We start from the raw sequence: 15,715 nt of genomic DNA, 5'->3' as shown, positions 1-15,715 counted from the left end.
CTAGAATCGAGGGGTTCCGTTGAAAAACATAAAAAAAGTAATAGAAGATATGCATTTGGAGACCCATCTATCCTTGGAGGATATACCTGACATTGATCTGTATATGGATCAGGTCATCCAATTATTTGAAACCAAATTTGCAGATGCAAAACGCAATGATGAAGAAAAAATATTGACCAAAACAATGATCAATAACTATGCCAAGGGAAAATTATTTTTCCCTATTCAAAATAAAAAATACTCACGTGATCACTTAATTATGATCAGTCTTATCTATCAAATGAAAGGCACTTTATCTATTAATGATATTAAAGAAAGCTTGCAAGCGTTAAATGTAAAAGCTGGAGCAGGCGCAATTGATCTTAGTGTGTTATATGAAAGCTTTTTACAAATTTCCGAGAAAAATGCGGAACAGTTTTCTGTAAACTCCAATAAATGTGCAGATATTGCTGCTGCTGAAATGGAAAAATTTCCGGATGCAGATAAAGCATATCTAGGTAATTTATTATTACTTGCTTCATTTGTAAACCTCAGTAATTTTTATCGACGTGCTGCTGAGAAAATAGTTGATGAAATGAATAAACCAGAAGCATAACATATACAGTGAAAATCCTACAAAACGGATGAAAACAACTTTTAAAGGTTGCTTTCATCCGTTTTTTTGCATGTTGTTGACTATACATATATAGATGCTTCCGCCCGATATGTTCACATATCATCATGGTGCAGCTAATACACTGTATTACATGTGGACAAACGCTGGTATACATTCAAGCTAAAAAATGTTAAATGCGGAGGCGAATAAAATGTTGGAATGGCTCATTTTATTAAAGGCAATTATTTTAGGATTAGTAGAAGGGTTAACTGAGTTTGCCCCAGTCTCATCTACTGGACATATGATTATCGTAGATGATGTGTGGCTCAAATCAAAGCAGCTGATGCCAGATGAAGCAGCGAACACATTCAAAGTCGTCATTCAACTTGGCTCCATTCTGGCAGTAGTGATCGTATTTAAGGAACGGTTAGTGGAATTAAGCGGGTTGAGTCGCAGAAGTAAGCAGGGGAAGGGACAACGATTAGGACTCGGAAAGGTATTTGTAGGACTACTGCCCGCAGGAATTCTCGGTATCTTATTGAAAGATTTGATAGATGATTATCTATTTTCTGTTGAGACTGTATTAATTGGACTCGTGCTTGGCTCGATTACAATGCTTCTAGCCGACCGTTATGCACCAAAAAAAGAAGCAGCCATATCGATGGATGAGATGACATATAAGCAGGCATGGCTTGTTGGCTGTATTCAATGTTTTTCACTATGGCCGGGTTTCTCACGATCTGGTGCCACAATATCAGGTGGTGTCATGTTTGGAATGAGCCATCGTTCTGCCGCAGATTTTACGTTTATTATGGCTATACCAATTATGGCCGGTGCTAGTTTTATTTCGCTGCTCGACCATTGGCATGTATTTACGCTGGAGATGATGCCATTTTTTGTAGTTGGTTTTCTCAGCGCTTTTGGATTTGCATTATTGTCGATACGTTTTTTCCTGAAGCTGATCAATCGGTTGAAATTAAAACCTTTTGCCATATATCGACTTATTCTTGCCCTTGCTATTTACTTGGTTCTGTTTTCATGAACGGTGGACGGAGGGATGGATACGCCTTAGGTCCTAGTCTAAAATATGGCTCCAGAACGTTACGATGACGCGGTTTATGAGATAACATGGAATTAAGAAAGGAGGCAAGGCAAAATGAAAAAATTTATGCTGTTTGTTGGGGGTCTTGTCGCACTGCTCCTATTGTTAGTAAATATTGGTCCAATGATATTTCTAGGGCTTGGTATTTGGCTACTGTATGTTGTATTTAAAAAATTTGTTCGCAGTGATTCCACAGCTGGAAAAATCGGCTGGGTACTTGTTGGTTTGTTTGTACTTTCGATTGTGTTGTCCAATATGTACGCTGTAATTGGTATTGCAGCTGCTTATGTACTGTATCTTATCTATCAGAGCTGGAAAAAGGATAAGGACATGCCTTCTGATACGGTAGTTACTTCCAATGACCCATTTACAAACTTTGAAAGAGAATGGGCAGAATTAAATCATTAATCATAAAGGAGAAGATATACATGGCAAATTTATTTACAAGAATTAAGGATAGTATTTCTGCAGACTTGCATCATATGCTAGATCAAAAGGAGCATAAAAATCCAATTGCTTCACTTAATCAATATTTACGTCAAAGCGAACAGGAGAAAGAAAAGGTAAGAAAACTTGTTGATCGTCAATATCGCTTAAAAGATGAATTTACCACTGAATATATCCGTGCACAGGAATTAGCTGACAAACGGAAGAAACAAGCGGAAATTGCGGAAAAAGCAGGTGAAACGGAATTACATGCATTTGCAGTAAAGGAATATGAAGAGTATCAAGCAAGAGCAGATCGAATGAAAGCTTCTCGTGAAGAAGCAGGTGAACAATTGGATCGCCTAGAGCAAAAATATGAAGAAATGAAACGTAAACTAAAAGACATGCATTTGAAGCGAATGGAATTGATGGGAAGAGAAAACATTGCACGTGCAAGTCATCAAATTAATCGCGTGGTAGACGAAATTTCCGAACAGCCTTTCTCACGATTCGCGGAAATGGAACGTTATATTGAAGGATTAGAATATCGTGTCAATAATGCATATTACCGAAGTACATTTGATAGCAAAATTGCTAAGCTGGAAAAAGAGATGGAAGCGAGCCGTCAAGCAGAATAACGTAGATGTGTTCTCTATATTCAGCTTCATGAACAAACATGATATACTAAACAGGCGCATGTAACAGCGCCTGTTTTACTACATAAAAGAGGAGGGTTGCTCCATGCTGAATAGGCTTCGTACTGACACATTGAACTGGATACTAATCATTGGAGTAGTCCTCTTCATTGTTGAAATCGTATTTTTTCATGGTGGAATGATTGTATCTGCACTTATATTTGGTGTATTAATCTATATTGGTTGGAAGAATTTTAAGGAATTATGGGGTAAAATTTGTTTTTGGATTGGAATAGCTGGAGTTTTTTTTGCTGTCTTAAATATGCTGGCAGTTCGTTTTTTTGTTATTGCCGTAGTAGTTCTTTTTATCATAGATTATCACCGCTCTAAAAAGGACCCTACCTTTTCCGCACCAATCTTGAAATCAGAACCAGTTGTGGATTCAGAGTCTGTTCAACGTATCAAGCCATTGTTTCATCATGGCTTATTTGAGGATCAGCAAACAAAGGATGGAGCCTTTGCTTGGCGTGATATCAATATTCATGGTGCATTTGGAGATCGCATTATTGATTTAAGTAATACTGTTTTACCGGATGATACGGCGGTCATATCTATTCGCCATATCATCGGCAATATAATCATTTATATTCCGTATGAAGTAGAAGTTAGTATTCATCATAGCTCATTGTTTGGACGCGCCAATATACTAGGAGAAACCCAGCAAAGCTTATTGAATGAAACAATGATTTATCATACGGCTCATTATCAGGATAACTACCCAAGAGTGAAAATCATAACAACCTTGATTTCTGGAGATATCGAGGTGAGGCGGATATGAGGATTATATTGCGGCATGTATGGACAGCAATCTTCTTCAGTTTTCTCATTACTCTCAGCATCGTGGGCGTCACGTTACTTGCTTTTCCGCCAGCGGATTGGTCTGTATTATGGAAAGAAACGCTTGGTGATGTACCATATTGGGCAATTATATTATTCATTCCTTTTATAGGAGGAAGTATTAGCGGCATATTAACTGGAGTTTACTTTCGACAACGAATATACCGCGTTGAAGGATTATTACATGACTTAATCAAACAGAAAAAATTACCACCAGGTGATGAACCCTTTAGTGAGCTTCAACGTATACGTGAACAATTGACAGAAATAGAGGAGAAGTTTAGACAACAGACGGAGCATGTTCAGCGCATTGCTACAGAACGTGCTAATGAACGGGAAAAAAGCTTGCAGGAAATTGTCGTGCAGGAAAGAAACCGACTGGCAAGAGAACTGCATGATTCTGTTAGCCAGCAGTTATTTGCTGCATCAATGCTTATGTCTGCATTGACGGAGTCGGAGCAAGTAACGGACGAGCATGTTAATCAACAATTGAAGCTCGTAGAAAAAATGATACATCAGTCACAGCTGGAAATGCGTGCACTTTTATTACATCTGCGCCCAGTTGCTTTAAAAGGGAAAACGTTACAAGCAGGGGCTGAAGAGTTATTAAAGGAATTAACCCAGAAAGTACCAATGGAAATTGAGTGGAAAATTGAGGACTTTGAAGCGGATAAAGGAATTGAGGACCAGTTATTTCGAATTTTGCAAGAATCGGTATCCAATACGTTGCGACACGCAAAGGCAAATAGCTTACATGTATTATTAATTGAACGAGATCAAATGGTTATCATGCGTGTCATCGATGATGGGATTGGCTTTGATATGTCCGCTGTTCGAGCGAGCTCCTATGGATTAAATAATATGCGAGAACGGGCATTTGAAGTAGGTGGAAGCTTTAAAATAATTAGCTTGCCTCATGAAGGAACCCAACTGGAAGTAAAGGTACCACTTGTTAAGAAGGAAGGTGACAAACCATGATACGGATTCTTTTCGCAGACGATCATGAGATGGTGAGAATAGGAGTTTCCGCTTATTTATCTGCACAGCCAGATATGGAAGTAATTGCGGAAGCTGATGATGGGGATGAAGCGGTACAATTGGCAATTGAGCTAAAGCCAGATATCATTTTGATGGATTTGGTCATGAAGCGAATGGATGGAATTGAGGCTACACGTCACATTATGGACCAATGGCCAGAAGCGAAGATTATTATTGTGACAAGCTTTATCGATGATGAAAAAGTATACCCAGCATTAGAAGCTGGAGCAACGAGCTATTTATTGAAAACCTCCAAAGCGAGTGAAATTGCCAAAGCCATACGCGCAACCTACGATGGTCAAATTGTGCTTGAACCAGAAGTTACAGGGAAAATTATGAATAAAATGCGCCAAGGTCAGGATGAAGATTTACACGAACAATTAACCGAGCGGGAAATGGAAATATTACTGCTCGTTGCAGAGGGGAAATCCAATCAGGAAATTGCAGATCAATTATTTATCGCATTAAAGACGGTTAAGGTCCATGTTAGTAATATTTTGGGGAAATTACAAGTAACAGATCGAACCCAAGCAGTCATTTATGCGTTTAAACATCAATTAGTAAAATAGTCGGACAGTTTTCTATCAGACAAAAACAGCAAAACAAGCTAAAGTTTTGCTGTTTTTGTCTTTTTTAAAAAGTTTTTTAGAAAAAAATGACTAGATGTTATACCCGATATGTATAGGTCTTAAACCTTATTGTTATCGTATTTCGTCAAAAATTGCTCGGGAAAAAGCGTGAAAAAAGCAGAGGAAAGTCTTTATTGAAACATAATTGTAACATTACTATAATATGACTGAAATTTATTCGTGCTATACTTCGAATTGTTGAATAGATTATAGTTCTAATCTATCAGATGAACATGTAAATAAAGAGAGAAAATACATAGAAAAAGAAGTACAGTAATTATTCAGGGAAGCGAGGAATGAAATTGAAAAAAACGATTGTTGCAATTGCAACAGTAACTGTTGTAGGTTTTGGGGGCGCATTTTTAGCGGATACCGTACATGCAGAGACCTTGAATGACTTACATAATAAACAATCAGAAATTAAGAATGAACGTTCCGACATTAAAGCAAACTTGTCAAAGGCAGAGTCCAAAATCGCTGACGTCTTGCTAGACTTGGAAGAGTTGAATAGTGAGATTAAAGAGATTAATGACGCATTGCAAGCAAATAAAAATGCTTTAAAAGATACGCAAACAGATATTAATTCCACAACTGCAGATATTGAAGAATTGCAGGCGGAAATTGATAAACTAGAGAAAGCCATTGAAAAACGTTATGAAATTTTAAAAAAACGTGTTGTTTCTTTCCAAAAAAATGGTGGTAAAGTCGGTTACATGGACGTAATCTTTGGTTCAAAAACTTTCAGTGAGTTCATCAGCCGTGTATCAGCTGTTTCCAAGATTACAGATTCTGACCAAGAATTGATGAAAAAGCAAGAAGAAGATAAAGCACTTGTCGAAAAGCAACAAGGTAAGCTGGAAGGTAAGCTTGCTGAATTAACAGATATGAAAACTGAGCTGGAAGGAATGCGTTCCTTAATCGCAGATCAAAAGCAAGAAAACCAAAAGAAACAAAAAACTCTTAAGAAGAAGCAATCTGAACTTGTTGCATTGAAAGATGAACTTAAAGTGAAAGATAGCAAGCTTGCTAGCCTGGAAGCACAGGTTAAATCAAGTATTGCAGCGAAGAAGAATCCAGTAGTAGTTAGAAGTAATCCATCTGATGGTGGAAACCTAAATACATTGGCAGATAAGAAGAGCAGCAAAAAAGGTAACAATAGCAATAACAACAGTAATAATAATGTAGCAAGTGCGCCACCACAAAGTGGAAACCTAAGTGCAGCGATTAATGCGGGATATAAATATCTTGGTGTTCCATATGTTTGGGGCGGAAAATCTCCATCTGGATTTGACTGTTCCGGATTTGTATCTTGGGCATTTGCACAAGCTGGTTATTCTCTACCATCTAGTACAGCAGGAATGCAGTCTGTTGGTACGAAAATTTCTTACAGTCAAGCACAGCCTGGTGACCTTGTTTTCTTCAACACATACAAAACAAATGGTCACGTTGGAATCTACTTGGGCGGCGGTAAGTTTATCGGCTCCCAGAATTCAACCGGGTTAGCAGTAGCAAACATGACGAGCGGATACTGGAAGAGTAAGTTTGCAGGTCATGTAAGACGCGTAAGATAATAACGATATATGTGATATGGCTCTGGCAAATCTGCCGGGGCCATTTTTATTACAGATTAACTTGCTGTAAGCCCCCCACTCCAAAAATTTTTGTTGCAAACAAGAATAGTAAATGGGGGATCAACAGCCAGTAAAGGCCTGATTGGTTTAACTAACAATCAGTGGGGGAGGTAGAAAATCCCTACTTATTAAAATTTCACTTGATCGGGTGTTTGTACACATGATTAGATTGAAACTATATCCATTATTACTATTTGTAAAACAGTTGTGAAAAGTAACTTGCGATTGTATACTAAATAGTGGATAATTTTGCAATCAGTTTTAGGAGGAATACGAATGAAAGATATAAAAGAACTTAGACAAGCCATGCATGAAATTGATCCGATTCATGTTGCACGCTGGTCACCAAGAGCATTTTCTAATCAAGAGGTTCCTGAATCGGTACTATATAGTGTTTTTGAAGCAGCAAGATGGGCACCGTCAGCAGCGAATATTCAACCATGGCATTTCATTTATGCAAGGACAGAGGCGGATCGTGATACATTTTTACAGTTTATTAATCCAAATAATGCGCGCTGGTGTAAGGAAGCGCCAGTGCTCGTAGCTGTTATGTCTAAAATCGATGCAGAGCGATTTGGAGGCTATAATATTGCCCATGCATTTGATACCGGTACAGCTTGGGGTTTTTTGGCATTGGAGGCAGCACGAAAGGGGCTTGTAACCCATGCGATGGGTGGCTTTGATCGTGAACAAGCGAAACAATTACTGGATATTCCGGAGAACTACGAGCTTCACGCAATCGTCGCTGTTGGTTATCATGGTGAAACAGCATCACTTCCTGAAGATTTACGTGAACGGGAGATACCATCCGGCCGAAAAGCAATTGATGAATTTACATCTGAAGGACGTTTTTAAATAAGGGAATGATAGAGAGTCGTTATCTACCAGTAGATAACGACTTTTATATTTTTTATCGACAAAGCATATCATTTGGAGTTTATTTTACACGATGTACATCGTCTCGATTACATATGCTTTATTATCAGATTTTATAAAATGTGTTACAATTAAGAAAAATATTTATAGCGTGAATAGGATAGGGGGAGTAAGCTTGTCAAACATTGAAAAAATAGAGCAAGCAAAACAAGCATTAAAGGAAGTAATAATTGGTAAAGATGAGGCAATTGACCTGTTATTCGTGGCATTGCTTGCACAAGGACATGTCCTATTGGAAAGTGTTCCTGGTACTGGTAAAACGAAGCTAGCCAAGAGCTTTGCAAAGGTGATGGATAGTACCTTCAGCCGTGTTCAATTTACACCAGATGTGTTACCAAGTGATGTGACAGGGATTCGTTATTTTAATCTAAAAACACAGGAATTTGAATTGCGGATTGGTCCCGTTTTAGCGAATGTATTGCTAGCCGATGAGATCAATCGTGCGACTCCGAAAACACAATCAAGTTTGCTTGAAGTAATGGAAGAACATCAAGCTACAATAGATGGAGAAACAGTAGCGATTGATTCCCCATTTATGGTAATTGCAACTCAAAATCCAGTCGAAAATAATTATGGTACCTTTCCACTTCCAGAGGCGCAGCTGGATCGTTTTTTATTTAAAATTGATTTAGGTTATCCTGCCCTAACAGAAGAAAAGAAAATCTTACGTACATATCAATCAAATGATCCATATCAAGAAATGCAGCCTTGTTTACAACGGGATACCATTACGGATTTACAGGACGAAGTAAGGCAAGTTCGATTAAGTGACGTTGTAACGGATTATATGTTGCAGCTTGTGCATGCCACACGGGAGCATGAAAGTGTAGAGTTGGGTATTAGTCCACGTGGGATGCTTGCATTGATGCGGGCGTGCCAAGCGAAAGCCTTTTTATTAGGTAGGGATTATGTTACGCCAGAGGATGTGAAGCAGCTTGCCCCATATGTGTTCGAACATCGCCTCATTTTATCCATGGAAGCATCGATGCAAAAGACAGCTGCTGCAATGGTCAAAGAAATTTTAGCTATTATCCCAGTACCTGTTGAAGAAGGGGCTACAGCACGATGATTTGGCAACGAGACTTTGAACTGGAAACAGTAAAAGTAGTTGATAGTCTCCTCATCGCAATTATTTTATTTTTTGCAATTGGTCTTTTTGCAAAGCTAAGCATTGCATTTCTTGGTGTTGGGTTGTTTATCATCTATCTGTTGATTTTTAAATGGTATGATAAACGACTTGTTCATCAAATTGGTCTAAAAAATGAGCGGGAAATCATTCGATTATTTCCGGGGGAGACAAGCTCACTGTGCATAGAGTTTGAAAATCAATCTATGTTTCCAATTATTAATGGAGAGCTATTTTTAAAAATTGGAAACGCGGTAGATACAGATGAAAGGATACGGGTACGTGAAAAACAGTGGATGGAGATACATTTTCCATTGACGATGATGCGTCGTAAAAAGACCATGATCAACATTCCAATTACCGCTAAAACAAGAGGCATTTCACGGATTAAAAATTTGCAGATTCGATTTCCGCATTTGTTTCATTTTCATACAACAACACTGCGATTGGATCGTACGTATAAAAAAGAAGTAATTGTTTACCCGAAGTTGTTACCTGTAACAGGTTTGGACGCGGTAGCTCAAATGATGCCAGGCGACGGTCGTACCCGCCATTCGCCATTTGAAGATGTGCAAAGTTTAATGGGAATTAGAGATTATCAGCCTACTGATCCATTCCATCGTGTAAATTGGAAGGCCTCTGCAAAGTCGCAGCATTTACAAACGAATGAATACGAAAAGGTAATGGATCGATCCTTTGTGTTTATCTTAAATGTAAGATCCACGAATGCTGAATCTTTTAGAAAACTGGGACAAGAAGTGGAGGATCTCATTTCTTACACGGCATATTTATGTAAGGAAGCTGCTAAACAGGAAATTCCTTTTGAGTTATTTATTAATGTAAGACGCCCTGGGAATGTTCCATTTATTCATATGCCGGAAGGAGCGGGGCGGTCTCATTATGCACACGTACTTGAAATGCTCGCCCGAATTCCAAATATAGCAATCACACTTTCGTTTTCTGAAATGCTGCATCGCATTGGTACCCGTTTTGATAGACAAAAAACGATCATTTTTATTGGTGACATACCAGCAAATACAGCTGCTATTTTGCGACGTTGGCGTGTACCTCAATCTTCACTGTTTTATGTAACTTCTGGTACAAAGGGTGCGTTGTTACAAGCATGGAAAGGTGGGCAAGAACATGTTAATCGCTCATCCTAGTATATCCTATGCATATCATTTTTTAAGTGAAGCAATCCTTATTTTCCTTATCGTATTGCCATTTAGTACGTATTTTTTTGAAAGCATCCCGTATTGGAGTTATTTGGTTATTGCGGTATTCGCTTGTTTTTTATTGGATCAGCTTACACGGAGAACAAATCAATATATTTATTATTTATTGATCATTCCTATACTGGGATTGGTGTTTTATTTATTTGCTTATCCAGTGGAGCTCATTGTTTTATTTTCAGTGGTGCTTCCATTACGATACATTCGCATTCGTAAAACAGAAATTGTGAACAGACAAAATATTTATTTGATGCTTACCTTATGCTTGACAGTATTCGCCTTAATCATGGTACAACAAACTTGGATAATGATATTTCCGTTCTTGCAATTTTTATTAATCATCATCGGCAACTTTTTGAGTCATTTGTTCATGGTGAATAAACAGGATCGTAAGCAGTTCAAATGGCGACAGCTTATTGCATTATGTGGTATACCTGCGTTTGGTGCAGTTGTTTTTTATTTATTATTTGACACCATTCGGCATACTTTGATGACGGTTTGGTATGGCATCATTTATTTATTTTCCAATGTCATGACTTTTCTCGGAAAGCATTTAAGTTTTATTAAAATAAAGCCGTTGGAACTTCCAGACGTACCTATTTCAGATTTTGGCGATGAAGAAATAGATAAAGAGGAAACCTTTGAGATGATGGATGGAAATGAAAATCAGTTCCTCTATATTTTATTAATTATTGCTGTTATTACAATCATTGCAGTGGTCATCTATCGTTTGCGAAAAAATGCTTTTTCACAAATAGATTCCAAAGCTGATCCCCTGGATGTCGTTCATTTTGAAGACATCGAAAAGCGAAAAAAAGGTAATCATTTTTTTAGCAATCAATGGAATAAATTATACCGTCCCATGCATCCGGCACGAAGGCTTGTTCAGCAATTTGAACGAACCTTTGCCAAGCATCAGCTTGGAAGAAAGCACTCAGAAACCATTGAGGAATGGTTTGAACGAGTTGGGATTCATGCGAATATGGATTTATATGAGCGCGTTCGATACGGGGAACAGGACATTACTGATGAAGAACTGCAAATATTAAAGGAAGAATTAAAGCGTGCCAAACAGGTCTGTCTAAATTAAATCAGGTTAAAATACAACACTTCTAAATGATTAGGGGTGTTTTATTTTCTTTTACGGGAAAAGATACAAAAAGTGCATGAAACAATCATTAGGGAGGAAGAATCGCTTTCTAATAATAATTGGGAATCGTTCATATACTAGCTTTAATGGATGGAAAAGTTTCGAGGAGGGAAACATACATGGCTTTAAACGTCACCCAGAAATTAATAAAGAATCATTTGGTATCAGGTGAAATGATACCCGGGGAAGAAATTGCATTGACCATTGATCAAACCTTAACCCAGGATGCAACAGGTACATTGGTCATGCTGGAGCTGGAAGCAATGGGATTGGATATTGCAAAAACAGAGGCATCCGCACAATATGTGGATCATAATTTGATCCAACAGGATAGCAAGAATCCGGACGATCATTTATTTTTAGAAAGTGCCGCGAAACGATTTGGTCTCTATTATAGTCGTCCGGGTAATGGGGTTAGTCATCCTGTGCATATGCAGCGCCTTGCAAAACCTGGAAAAACGTTGCTTGGTTCAGATAGTCACACCTGTGCCAATGGCTGTATGGGCATGCTTGCAATGGGAGCGGGTGGAATTGATGTAGCACTAGCCATTGCTGGAGAACCTTTTCATGTGAAAATGCCACAGGTCTGGGGTGTGAAGTTAACTGGGGAATTACCAGATTGGGTTAGCGCAAAGGATGTTATATTGGAATTGCTTCGTCGTCATGATGTAAAAGGAGGCGTTGGGAAGGTCATTGAGTACTATGGGCCAGGTGTTGCCAATCTTCGTGCAATGGATCGTCATGTAATTGCAAATATGGGGGCAGAGCTCGGGGCAACTGGTACTGTTTTTCCATCAGATGGGGAGATAAAGCGCTTTTTAACGGAACAAAATCGTGCATCTGATTGGCTTGAATTATTGGCAGATGATGGAGCAACGTATGATATAAATGAAGAATTGAATTTATCGGAATTGGAACCGCTTATTGCGAAACCATCTAGTCCTGGGAATGTTGTGTCTGTTAAGGATTTAGTTGGAACACCAATTTATCAGGCATATATTGGTTCTTCAGCAAATCCAGGATTTCGAGATTTTGCAATTGTTGCGGAAATGATGAAAGATAAAAAAGTGGCTGATGGGGTATCGCTTGATGTCAATCCGACTTCGCGCCAGATGCTTACAGATTTAGTGAAGGAAGGACACATTGCAAATTTACTACAAGCGGGAGCACGTTTGCATCAAGCAGGTTGTAATGGCTGTATCGGAATGGGTCAAGCACCTGCAACCGGAAGAAATAGTTTGCGAACAACCCCTAGAAATTTTCCAGGTCGATCAGGAACCAGGGAGGATAGTGTATTCCTTTGTAGTCCAGAAACTGCTGCTGTTTCCGCATTAATGGGTGAAATAACCGACCCAAGTACACTAACTATGACATATCCAGAAATCAAGGATCCAGTAAAGCCGACCGTTGACGAACAATTGTTGGAATCTCCACTTCCATTGCAAGAAGCGAAGCAGGTGAAGCTTGAAAAGGGTCCAAATATCGCATCCATCCCAGATATGGATCACATGCATGACACGATGGAAATTCCTATTTTATTAAAAATGGGGGATAATATTTCAACGGATGAAATTCTAGCCGGCGGTGCAAGGGTATTGCCGTTTCGCAGTAATTTACCGGAAATCAGTAAATTTTCCTTTGAAATCATTGATGAAACCTACTATGACCGGGCACAAGCTATCGTAGAAAACGGTGGTCATGCAATCGTTGCAGGTTATAATTATGGACAGGGATCCAGCCGAGAGCATGCAGCATTAGCACCGCGGTTTCTTGGTCTTCGCGTAGCGCTTGTAAAAGATTTTGCGAGAATTCATTGGCAAAACTTGGTGAACTTCGGTATATTACCAATTACTTTTGTAAATGAAACAGATTATGACCTGTTGGAACAGGGTGATATTTTGGTCCTGACCAATTTACAGCATCACATTCGTAAGAACGAGCCATTTCGTATAACGATTAAAAATAAAGGGCTTGAAATCGAGGTTGAACATGCATTATCAGCACGTCAACAAGATATTATGAAATATGGTGGAATCATTAATTGGGCCAAGTCACGTGTATAGGAGGTAACATAATGACCGTGAGAAAAATTGCTTGTAGAGCATGTCATGGTACAGGTATGCTGTCGGACGATGAAGGATGGCAGTACACCTGTAGTGTATGTCATGGTAATGGGATTGAAAATAGGGTAGCATCCAATCGGAATGTACGAATTATGGAAGTAGATGAAAACAATCGATTGTTAGATTAATACAAGCAAGATGCCAATGCGGCGTCTTGCTTATTTATATTGAAACTTTTTATCATGTGTATCGTATGGGATAGGTGAATGGTATAGAGAGGAGCATCAAGTTGCGACGAAAAACATTTTGGTTAGCAATGATATTATTATTAGCTACGATTATGATTGTTGGATGTAAGGATGACCATAAAGGGGAAGATGAAAAGATGGGTGAAGAAGCTCAATTGACCGGCAAATGGTCAGGTAAGATAGAAATACCGAATATGCCGCTTCCGATTATGATTACCTTTGAAGCAGGGGAATCCATTTCGGCCACGATAGATATACCTGCACAAGGCATAGAGTCTTATCCTTTTGAAAAAGTAACACAAGAAGAGGAAAAGTTGTTTTTAAAGCTATCCATTCAAGGGCAGGAGATGACATTTGACGGTACGACCGCTGCAAATGAAATTTCAGGCAGCTTTCATCAAAATGGACAAACCTTTCCGTTTCAATTAAAGAAAGATGATGAAACAGTTGGTGATGAGAAAGAAGGCGAGTTTCTAACTATCCAGACAAATCATGGGGAAATAACCGGTGAATTGGCACTTCCAAAAGGAGAGGGGCCTTTCCCTGTGCTGCTCATTATACCAGGTTCCGGTCCAACAGATCGTAATGGAAATAGTCAAGGGATGACAAATGATAGTCTGAAAATGGTTGCGGAAGAGCTTGCAGAAAATGGAGTCGCAAGTCTGCGCTATGACAAACGTGGTGCAGGTAAAAACATGAAAGCTGTGATTGATGAGGAGGATCTTACACTAGATGATTTTGTACAGGATGCTATTAATTGGATAGATGAATTGAAAACAGATGATAGATTTAGTCGGTTTGGTGTGATTGGACATAGTCAAGGTTCGCTTGTTGGAATTTTAGCCGCACAGCAATCAAAAGTGGATGTTTTTATTTCTGTTGCAGGAGCGGGAAAAACATTAGATGCTGTGCTGGAAGGACAATTGGAAGAACAGCTCTCAGATAAACTGCTTGAAGAAAGCAAAACAATTTTAGCTCAAATGAAACAGGGAAAACAGGTGGAGCAAATAAGTAAAGAGTTACAAGCGTTATTTCGTCCATCAGTCCAACCGTTTTTGATGTCTTGGATGGAGTATGATCCAGTCGTGGAGATTGCTAAGCTGCAAGTACCAATATTACTGATAAATGGAACGAATGATTTGCAAGTCCCAGTTGAGGATGCCAAACTTCTACAAAAGGCGAATGAACATACACAGCTTCAAATCGTCGATGATATGAATCATATTTTGAAAATTGCTCCCACAGATCGGCAAGGTAATTTAGCTACGTATACCAATCCTTCGTTACCATTGGCGCCTGAATTTGTGAAAGCACTAAACGCATTCTTAGCTGAACAATTAGAACTTTAAAATATATACAGTAAAATTCTTTCTTTCTATATTGGTTGAGGCCGCCCGTAGAACGCGGAGTAGATTGATGGAGAGACGGTGTAGATCCAATAAAATGAAAAAGAGTACCAGTAAAATTCATTCACTGGTACTCTTTTTGTTGTGTTTCACTGGCTTTTGTCTTAGACTATTCATCTATATTACTACAAAAGCTCTAGATTCATTTCTTATTCATCCATATTGATGAATAGTTTTCCAGCTGCACGTGCGCGGGTTTCATTACCATAAACATCCTTGGCAATTACTTCGATTACCGCACCTTCTGCTTTTACATTGGAGGTAGCAGTCCAGTAGCCAACATAATGGCCAGGTGATACCTCAAGTAATGGCAATTCTGTAGCATTAGTCAACTGGTTGGTTAATGGCATGTGGATAACATATGTTGCTGTTAATCCAGGCTCACTATCAAATTCAATCGCTACTGTTTCACCTTTTTTGAGCTGTAAATCTTCAGCAGGTGTTAGATTTTCAATCTCTGGTGCATCAAATTGTACATCCAATGTGACGCTCTGGGTTGTAGAATTACCTGCGAGATCATAGGCTGTTACTTCAATCACATTCTCTCCATTATCCAATAGAATACGCTTGGAATAGGAACCGTCCTCTGCCAAATCTGCAC

Annotated in this window: 15 protein-coding genes and 1 pseudogene; 15 read left to right on the top strand and 1 reads right to left on the bottom strand. The window is 38.8% G+C overall.

The window, feature by feature from the left end; genetic code table 11:
- The first annotated feature begins 19 nt into the window (after window positions 1-19).
- The 15 genes from DX933_RS08270 to DX933_RS08200 all read left to right on the top strand — a co-directional run bounded on the left by DX933_RS08270 (window position 20) and on the right by DX933_RS08200 (window position 15,057).
- A complete protein-coding gene (locus DX933_RS08270; RefSeq protein ID WP_123315976.1) occupies window positions 20-595 on the top strand; it encodes a DUF1836 domain-containing protein in 576 nt (191 codons plus the stop codon).
- Window positions 596-809: 214 nt separating this feature from the next.
- Window positions 810-1,637, top strand: coding sequence for an undecaprenyl-diphosphate phosphatase (locus tag DX933_RS08260; RefSeq protein WP_123316304.1), 828 nt, complete (start codon window positions 810-812; stop codon window positions 1,635-1,637).
- A gap of 114 nt (window positions 1,638-1,751) precedes the next feature.
- The gene (locus DX933_RS08255) at window positions 1,752-2,105 is read left to right on the top strand and encodes a lmo0954 family membrane protein (protein WP_123315974.1); all 354 of its coding nucleotides are present in this window, start codon (window positions 1,752-1,754) and stop codon (window positions 2,103-2,105) included.
- 20 nt (window positions 2,106-2,125) lie between these two features.
- Window positions 2,126-2,761: a PspA/IM30 family protein gene (locus tag DX933_RS08250; protein ID WP_123315973.1), complete on the top strand. Its 636-nt coding sequence runs from the start codon at window positions 2,126-2,128 to the stop codon at window positions 2,759-2,761.
- A gap of 103 nt (window positions 2,762-2,864) precedes the next feature.
- Complete coding sequence (gene liaF, locus DX933_RS08245; protein ID WP_123315972.1) at window positions 2,865-3,596, top strand: cell wall-active antibiotics response protein LiaF; 732 nt, start codon at window positions 2,865-2,867, stop codon at window positions 3,594-3,596.
- Window positions 3,593-4,633, top strand: a complete 1,041-nt coding sequence (locus DX933_RS08240) for a sensor histidine kinase (protein ID WP_123315971.1) — start codon at window positions 3,593-3,595, stop codon at window positions 4,631-4,633. Before liaF ends, DX933_RS08240 begins: the two co-directional genes overlap by 4 nt.
- Window positions 4,630-5,262, top strand: a complete 633-nt coding sequence (locus tag DX933_RS08235) for a response regulator (protein ID WP_123315970.1) — start codon at window positions 4,630-4,632, stop codon at window positions 5,260-5,262. The genes DX933_RS08240 and DX933_RS08235 overlap by 4 nt, the downstream gene beginning before the upstream one ends.
- A 356-nt stretch (window positions 5,263-5,618) precedes the next feature.
- Window positions 5,619-6,893: a C40 family peptidase gene (locus DX933_RS08230; RefSeq protein WP_123315969.1), complete on the top strand. Its 1,275-nt coding sequence runs from the start codon at window positions 5,619-5,621 to the stop codon at window positions 6,891-6,893.
- A 336-nt stretch (window positions 6,894-7,229) separates the two neighbouring features.
- Complete coding sequence (locus tag DX933_RS08225) at window positions 7,230-7,808, top strand: nitroreductase family protein (protein WP_123315968.1); 579 nt, start codon at window positions 7,230-7,232, stop codon at window positions 7,806-7,808.
- Window positions 7,809-7,902: 94 nt separating this feature from the next.
- A complete protein-coding gene (locus DX933_RS08220) occupies window positions 7,903-8,958 on the top strand; it encodes an AAA family ATPase (protein ID WP_123315967.1) in 1,056 nt (351 codons plus the stop codon).
- Window positions 8,955-10,178 carry a DUF58 domain-containing protein gene (locus DX933_RS08215; protein ID WP_123315966.1) on the top strand — a complete coding sequence of 408 codons (1,224 nt, stop codon included), beginning with the start codon at window positions 8,955-8,957 and terminating at the stop codon, window positions 10,176-10,178. The genes DX933_RS08220 and DX933_RS08215 overlap by 4 nt, the downstream gene beginning before the upstream one ends.
- Window positions 10,159-11,337: a DUF4129 domain-containing protein gene (locus DX933_RS08210; protein WP_123315965.1), complete on the top strand. Its 1,179-nt coding sequence runs from the start codon at window positions 10,159-10,161 to the stop codon at window positions 11,335-11,337. The genes DX933_RS08215 and DX933_RS08210 overlap by 20 nt, the downstream gene beginning before the upstream one ends.
- Before the next feature lie 179 nt (window positions 11,338-11,516).
- Window positions 11,517-13,460, top strand: coding sequence for an aconitate hydratase (locus tag DX933_RS08205; protein ID WP_123315964.1), 1,944 nt, complete (start codon window positions 11,517-11,519; stop codon window positions 13,458-13,460).
- Window positions 13,461-13,471: 11 nt separating this feature from the next.
- Window positions 13,472-13,648: a hypothetical protein gene (locus DX933_RS18415; protein WP_190279458.1), complete on the top strand. Its 177-nt coding sequence runs from the start codon at window positions 13,472-13,474 to the stop codon at window positions 13,646-13,648.
- Window positions 13,649-13,749: 101 nt separating this feature from the next.
- A complete protein-coding gene (locus DX933_RS08200) occupies window positions 13,750-15,057 on the top strand; it encodes an alpha/beta hydrolase family protein (protein ID WP_223805919.1) in 1,308 nt (435 codons plus the stop codon).
- 206 nt (window positions 15,058-15,263) lie between these two features.
- On the opposite strand, the pseudogene DX933_RS08195 reads toward DX933_RS08200, so the two are convergent.
- Window positions 15,264-15,715, bottom strand: a pseudogene (locus tag DX933_RS08195) (peptidase S8); the annotation flags it as partial.

Origin of the sequence: Ornithinibacillus gellani (assembly GCF_003730295.1) — a bacterium.
Classification (GTDB): Bacteria; Bacillota; Bacilli; order Bacillales; family Amphibacillaceae; genus Ornithinibacillus_A; species Ornithinibacillus_A gellani.
This window is presented reverse-complemented; position numbering and strand designations above follow the sequence as displayed.

Bases quoted from the DNA above. Each gene is read 5' to 3' on its own strand.
- DX933_RS08255 (WP_123315974.1), top strand. From the start codon at position 1,752: ATGAAAAAATTTATGCTGTTTGTTGGGGGTCTTGTCGCACTGCTCCTA.
- DX933_RS08250 (WP_123315973.1), top strand. From the start codon at position 2,126: ATGGCAAATTTATTTACAAGAATTAAGGATAGTATTTCTGCAGACTTG.
- liaF (WP_123315972.1), top strand. From the start codon at position 2,865: ATGCTGAATAGGCTTCGTACTGACACATTGAACTGGATACTAATCATT.
- DX933_RS08240 (WP_123315971.1), top strand. From the start codon at position 3,593: ATGAGGATTATATTGCGGCATGTATGGACAGCAATCTTCTTCAGTTTT.
- DX933_RS08235 (WP_123315970.1), top strand. From the start codon at position 4,630: ATGATACGGATTCTTTTCGCAGACGATCATGAGATGGTGAGAATAGGA.
- DX933_RS08230 (WP_123315969.1), top strand. From the start codon at position 5,619: ATGAAATTGAAAAAAACGATTGTTGCAATTGCAACAGTAACTGTTGTA.
- DX933_RS08225 (WP_123315968.1), top strand. From the start codon at position 7,230: ATGAAAGATATAAAAGAACTTAGACAAGCCATGCATGAAATTGATCCG.
- DX933_RS08220 (WP_123315967.1), top strand. From the start codon at position 7,903: ATGTACATCGTCTCGATTACATATGCTTTATTATCAGATTTTATAAAA.
- DX933_RS08215 (WP_123315966.1), top strand. From the start codon at position 8,955: ATGATTTGGCAACGAGACTTTGAACTGGAAACAGTAAAAGTAGTTGAT.
- DX933_RS08210 (WP_123315965.1), top strand. From the start codon at position 10,159: ATGTTAATCGCTCATCCTAGTATATCCTATGCATATCATTTTTTAAGT.
- DX933_RS08205 (WP_123315964.1), top strand. From the start codon at position 11,517: ATGGCTTTAAACGTCACCCAGAAATTAATAAAGAATCATTTGGTATCA.
- DX933_RS18415 (WP_190279458.1), top strand. From the start codon at position 13,472: ATGACCGTGAGAAAAATTGCTTGTAGAGCATGTCATGGTACAGGTATG.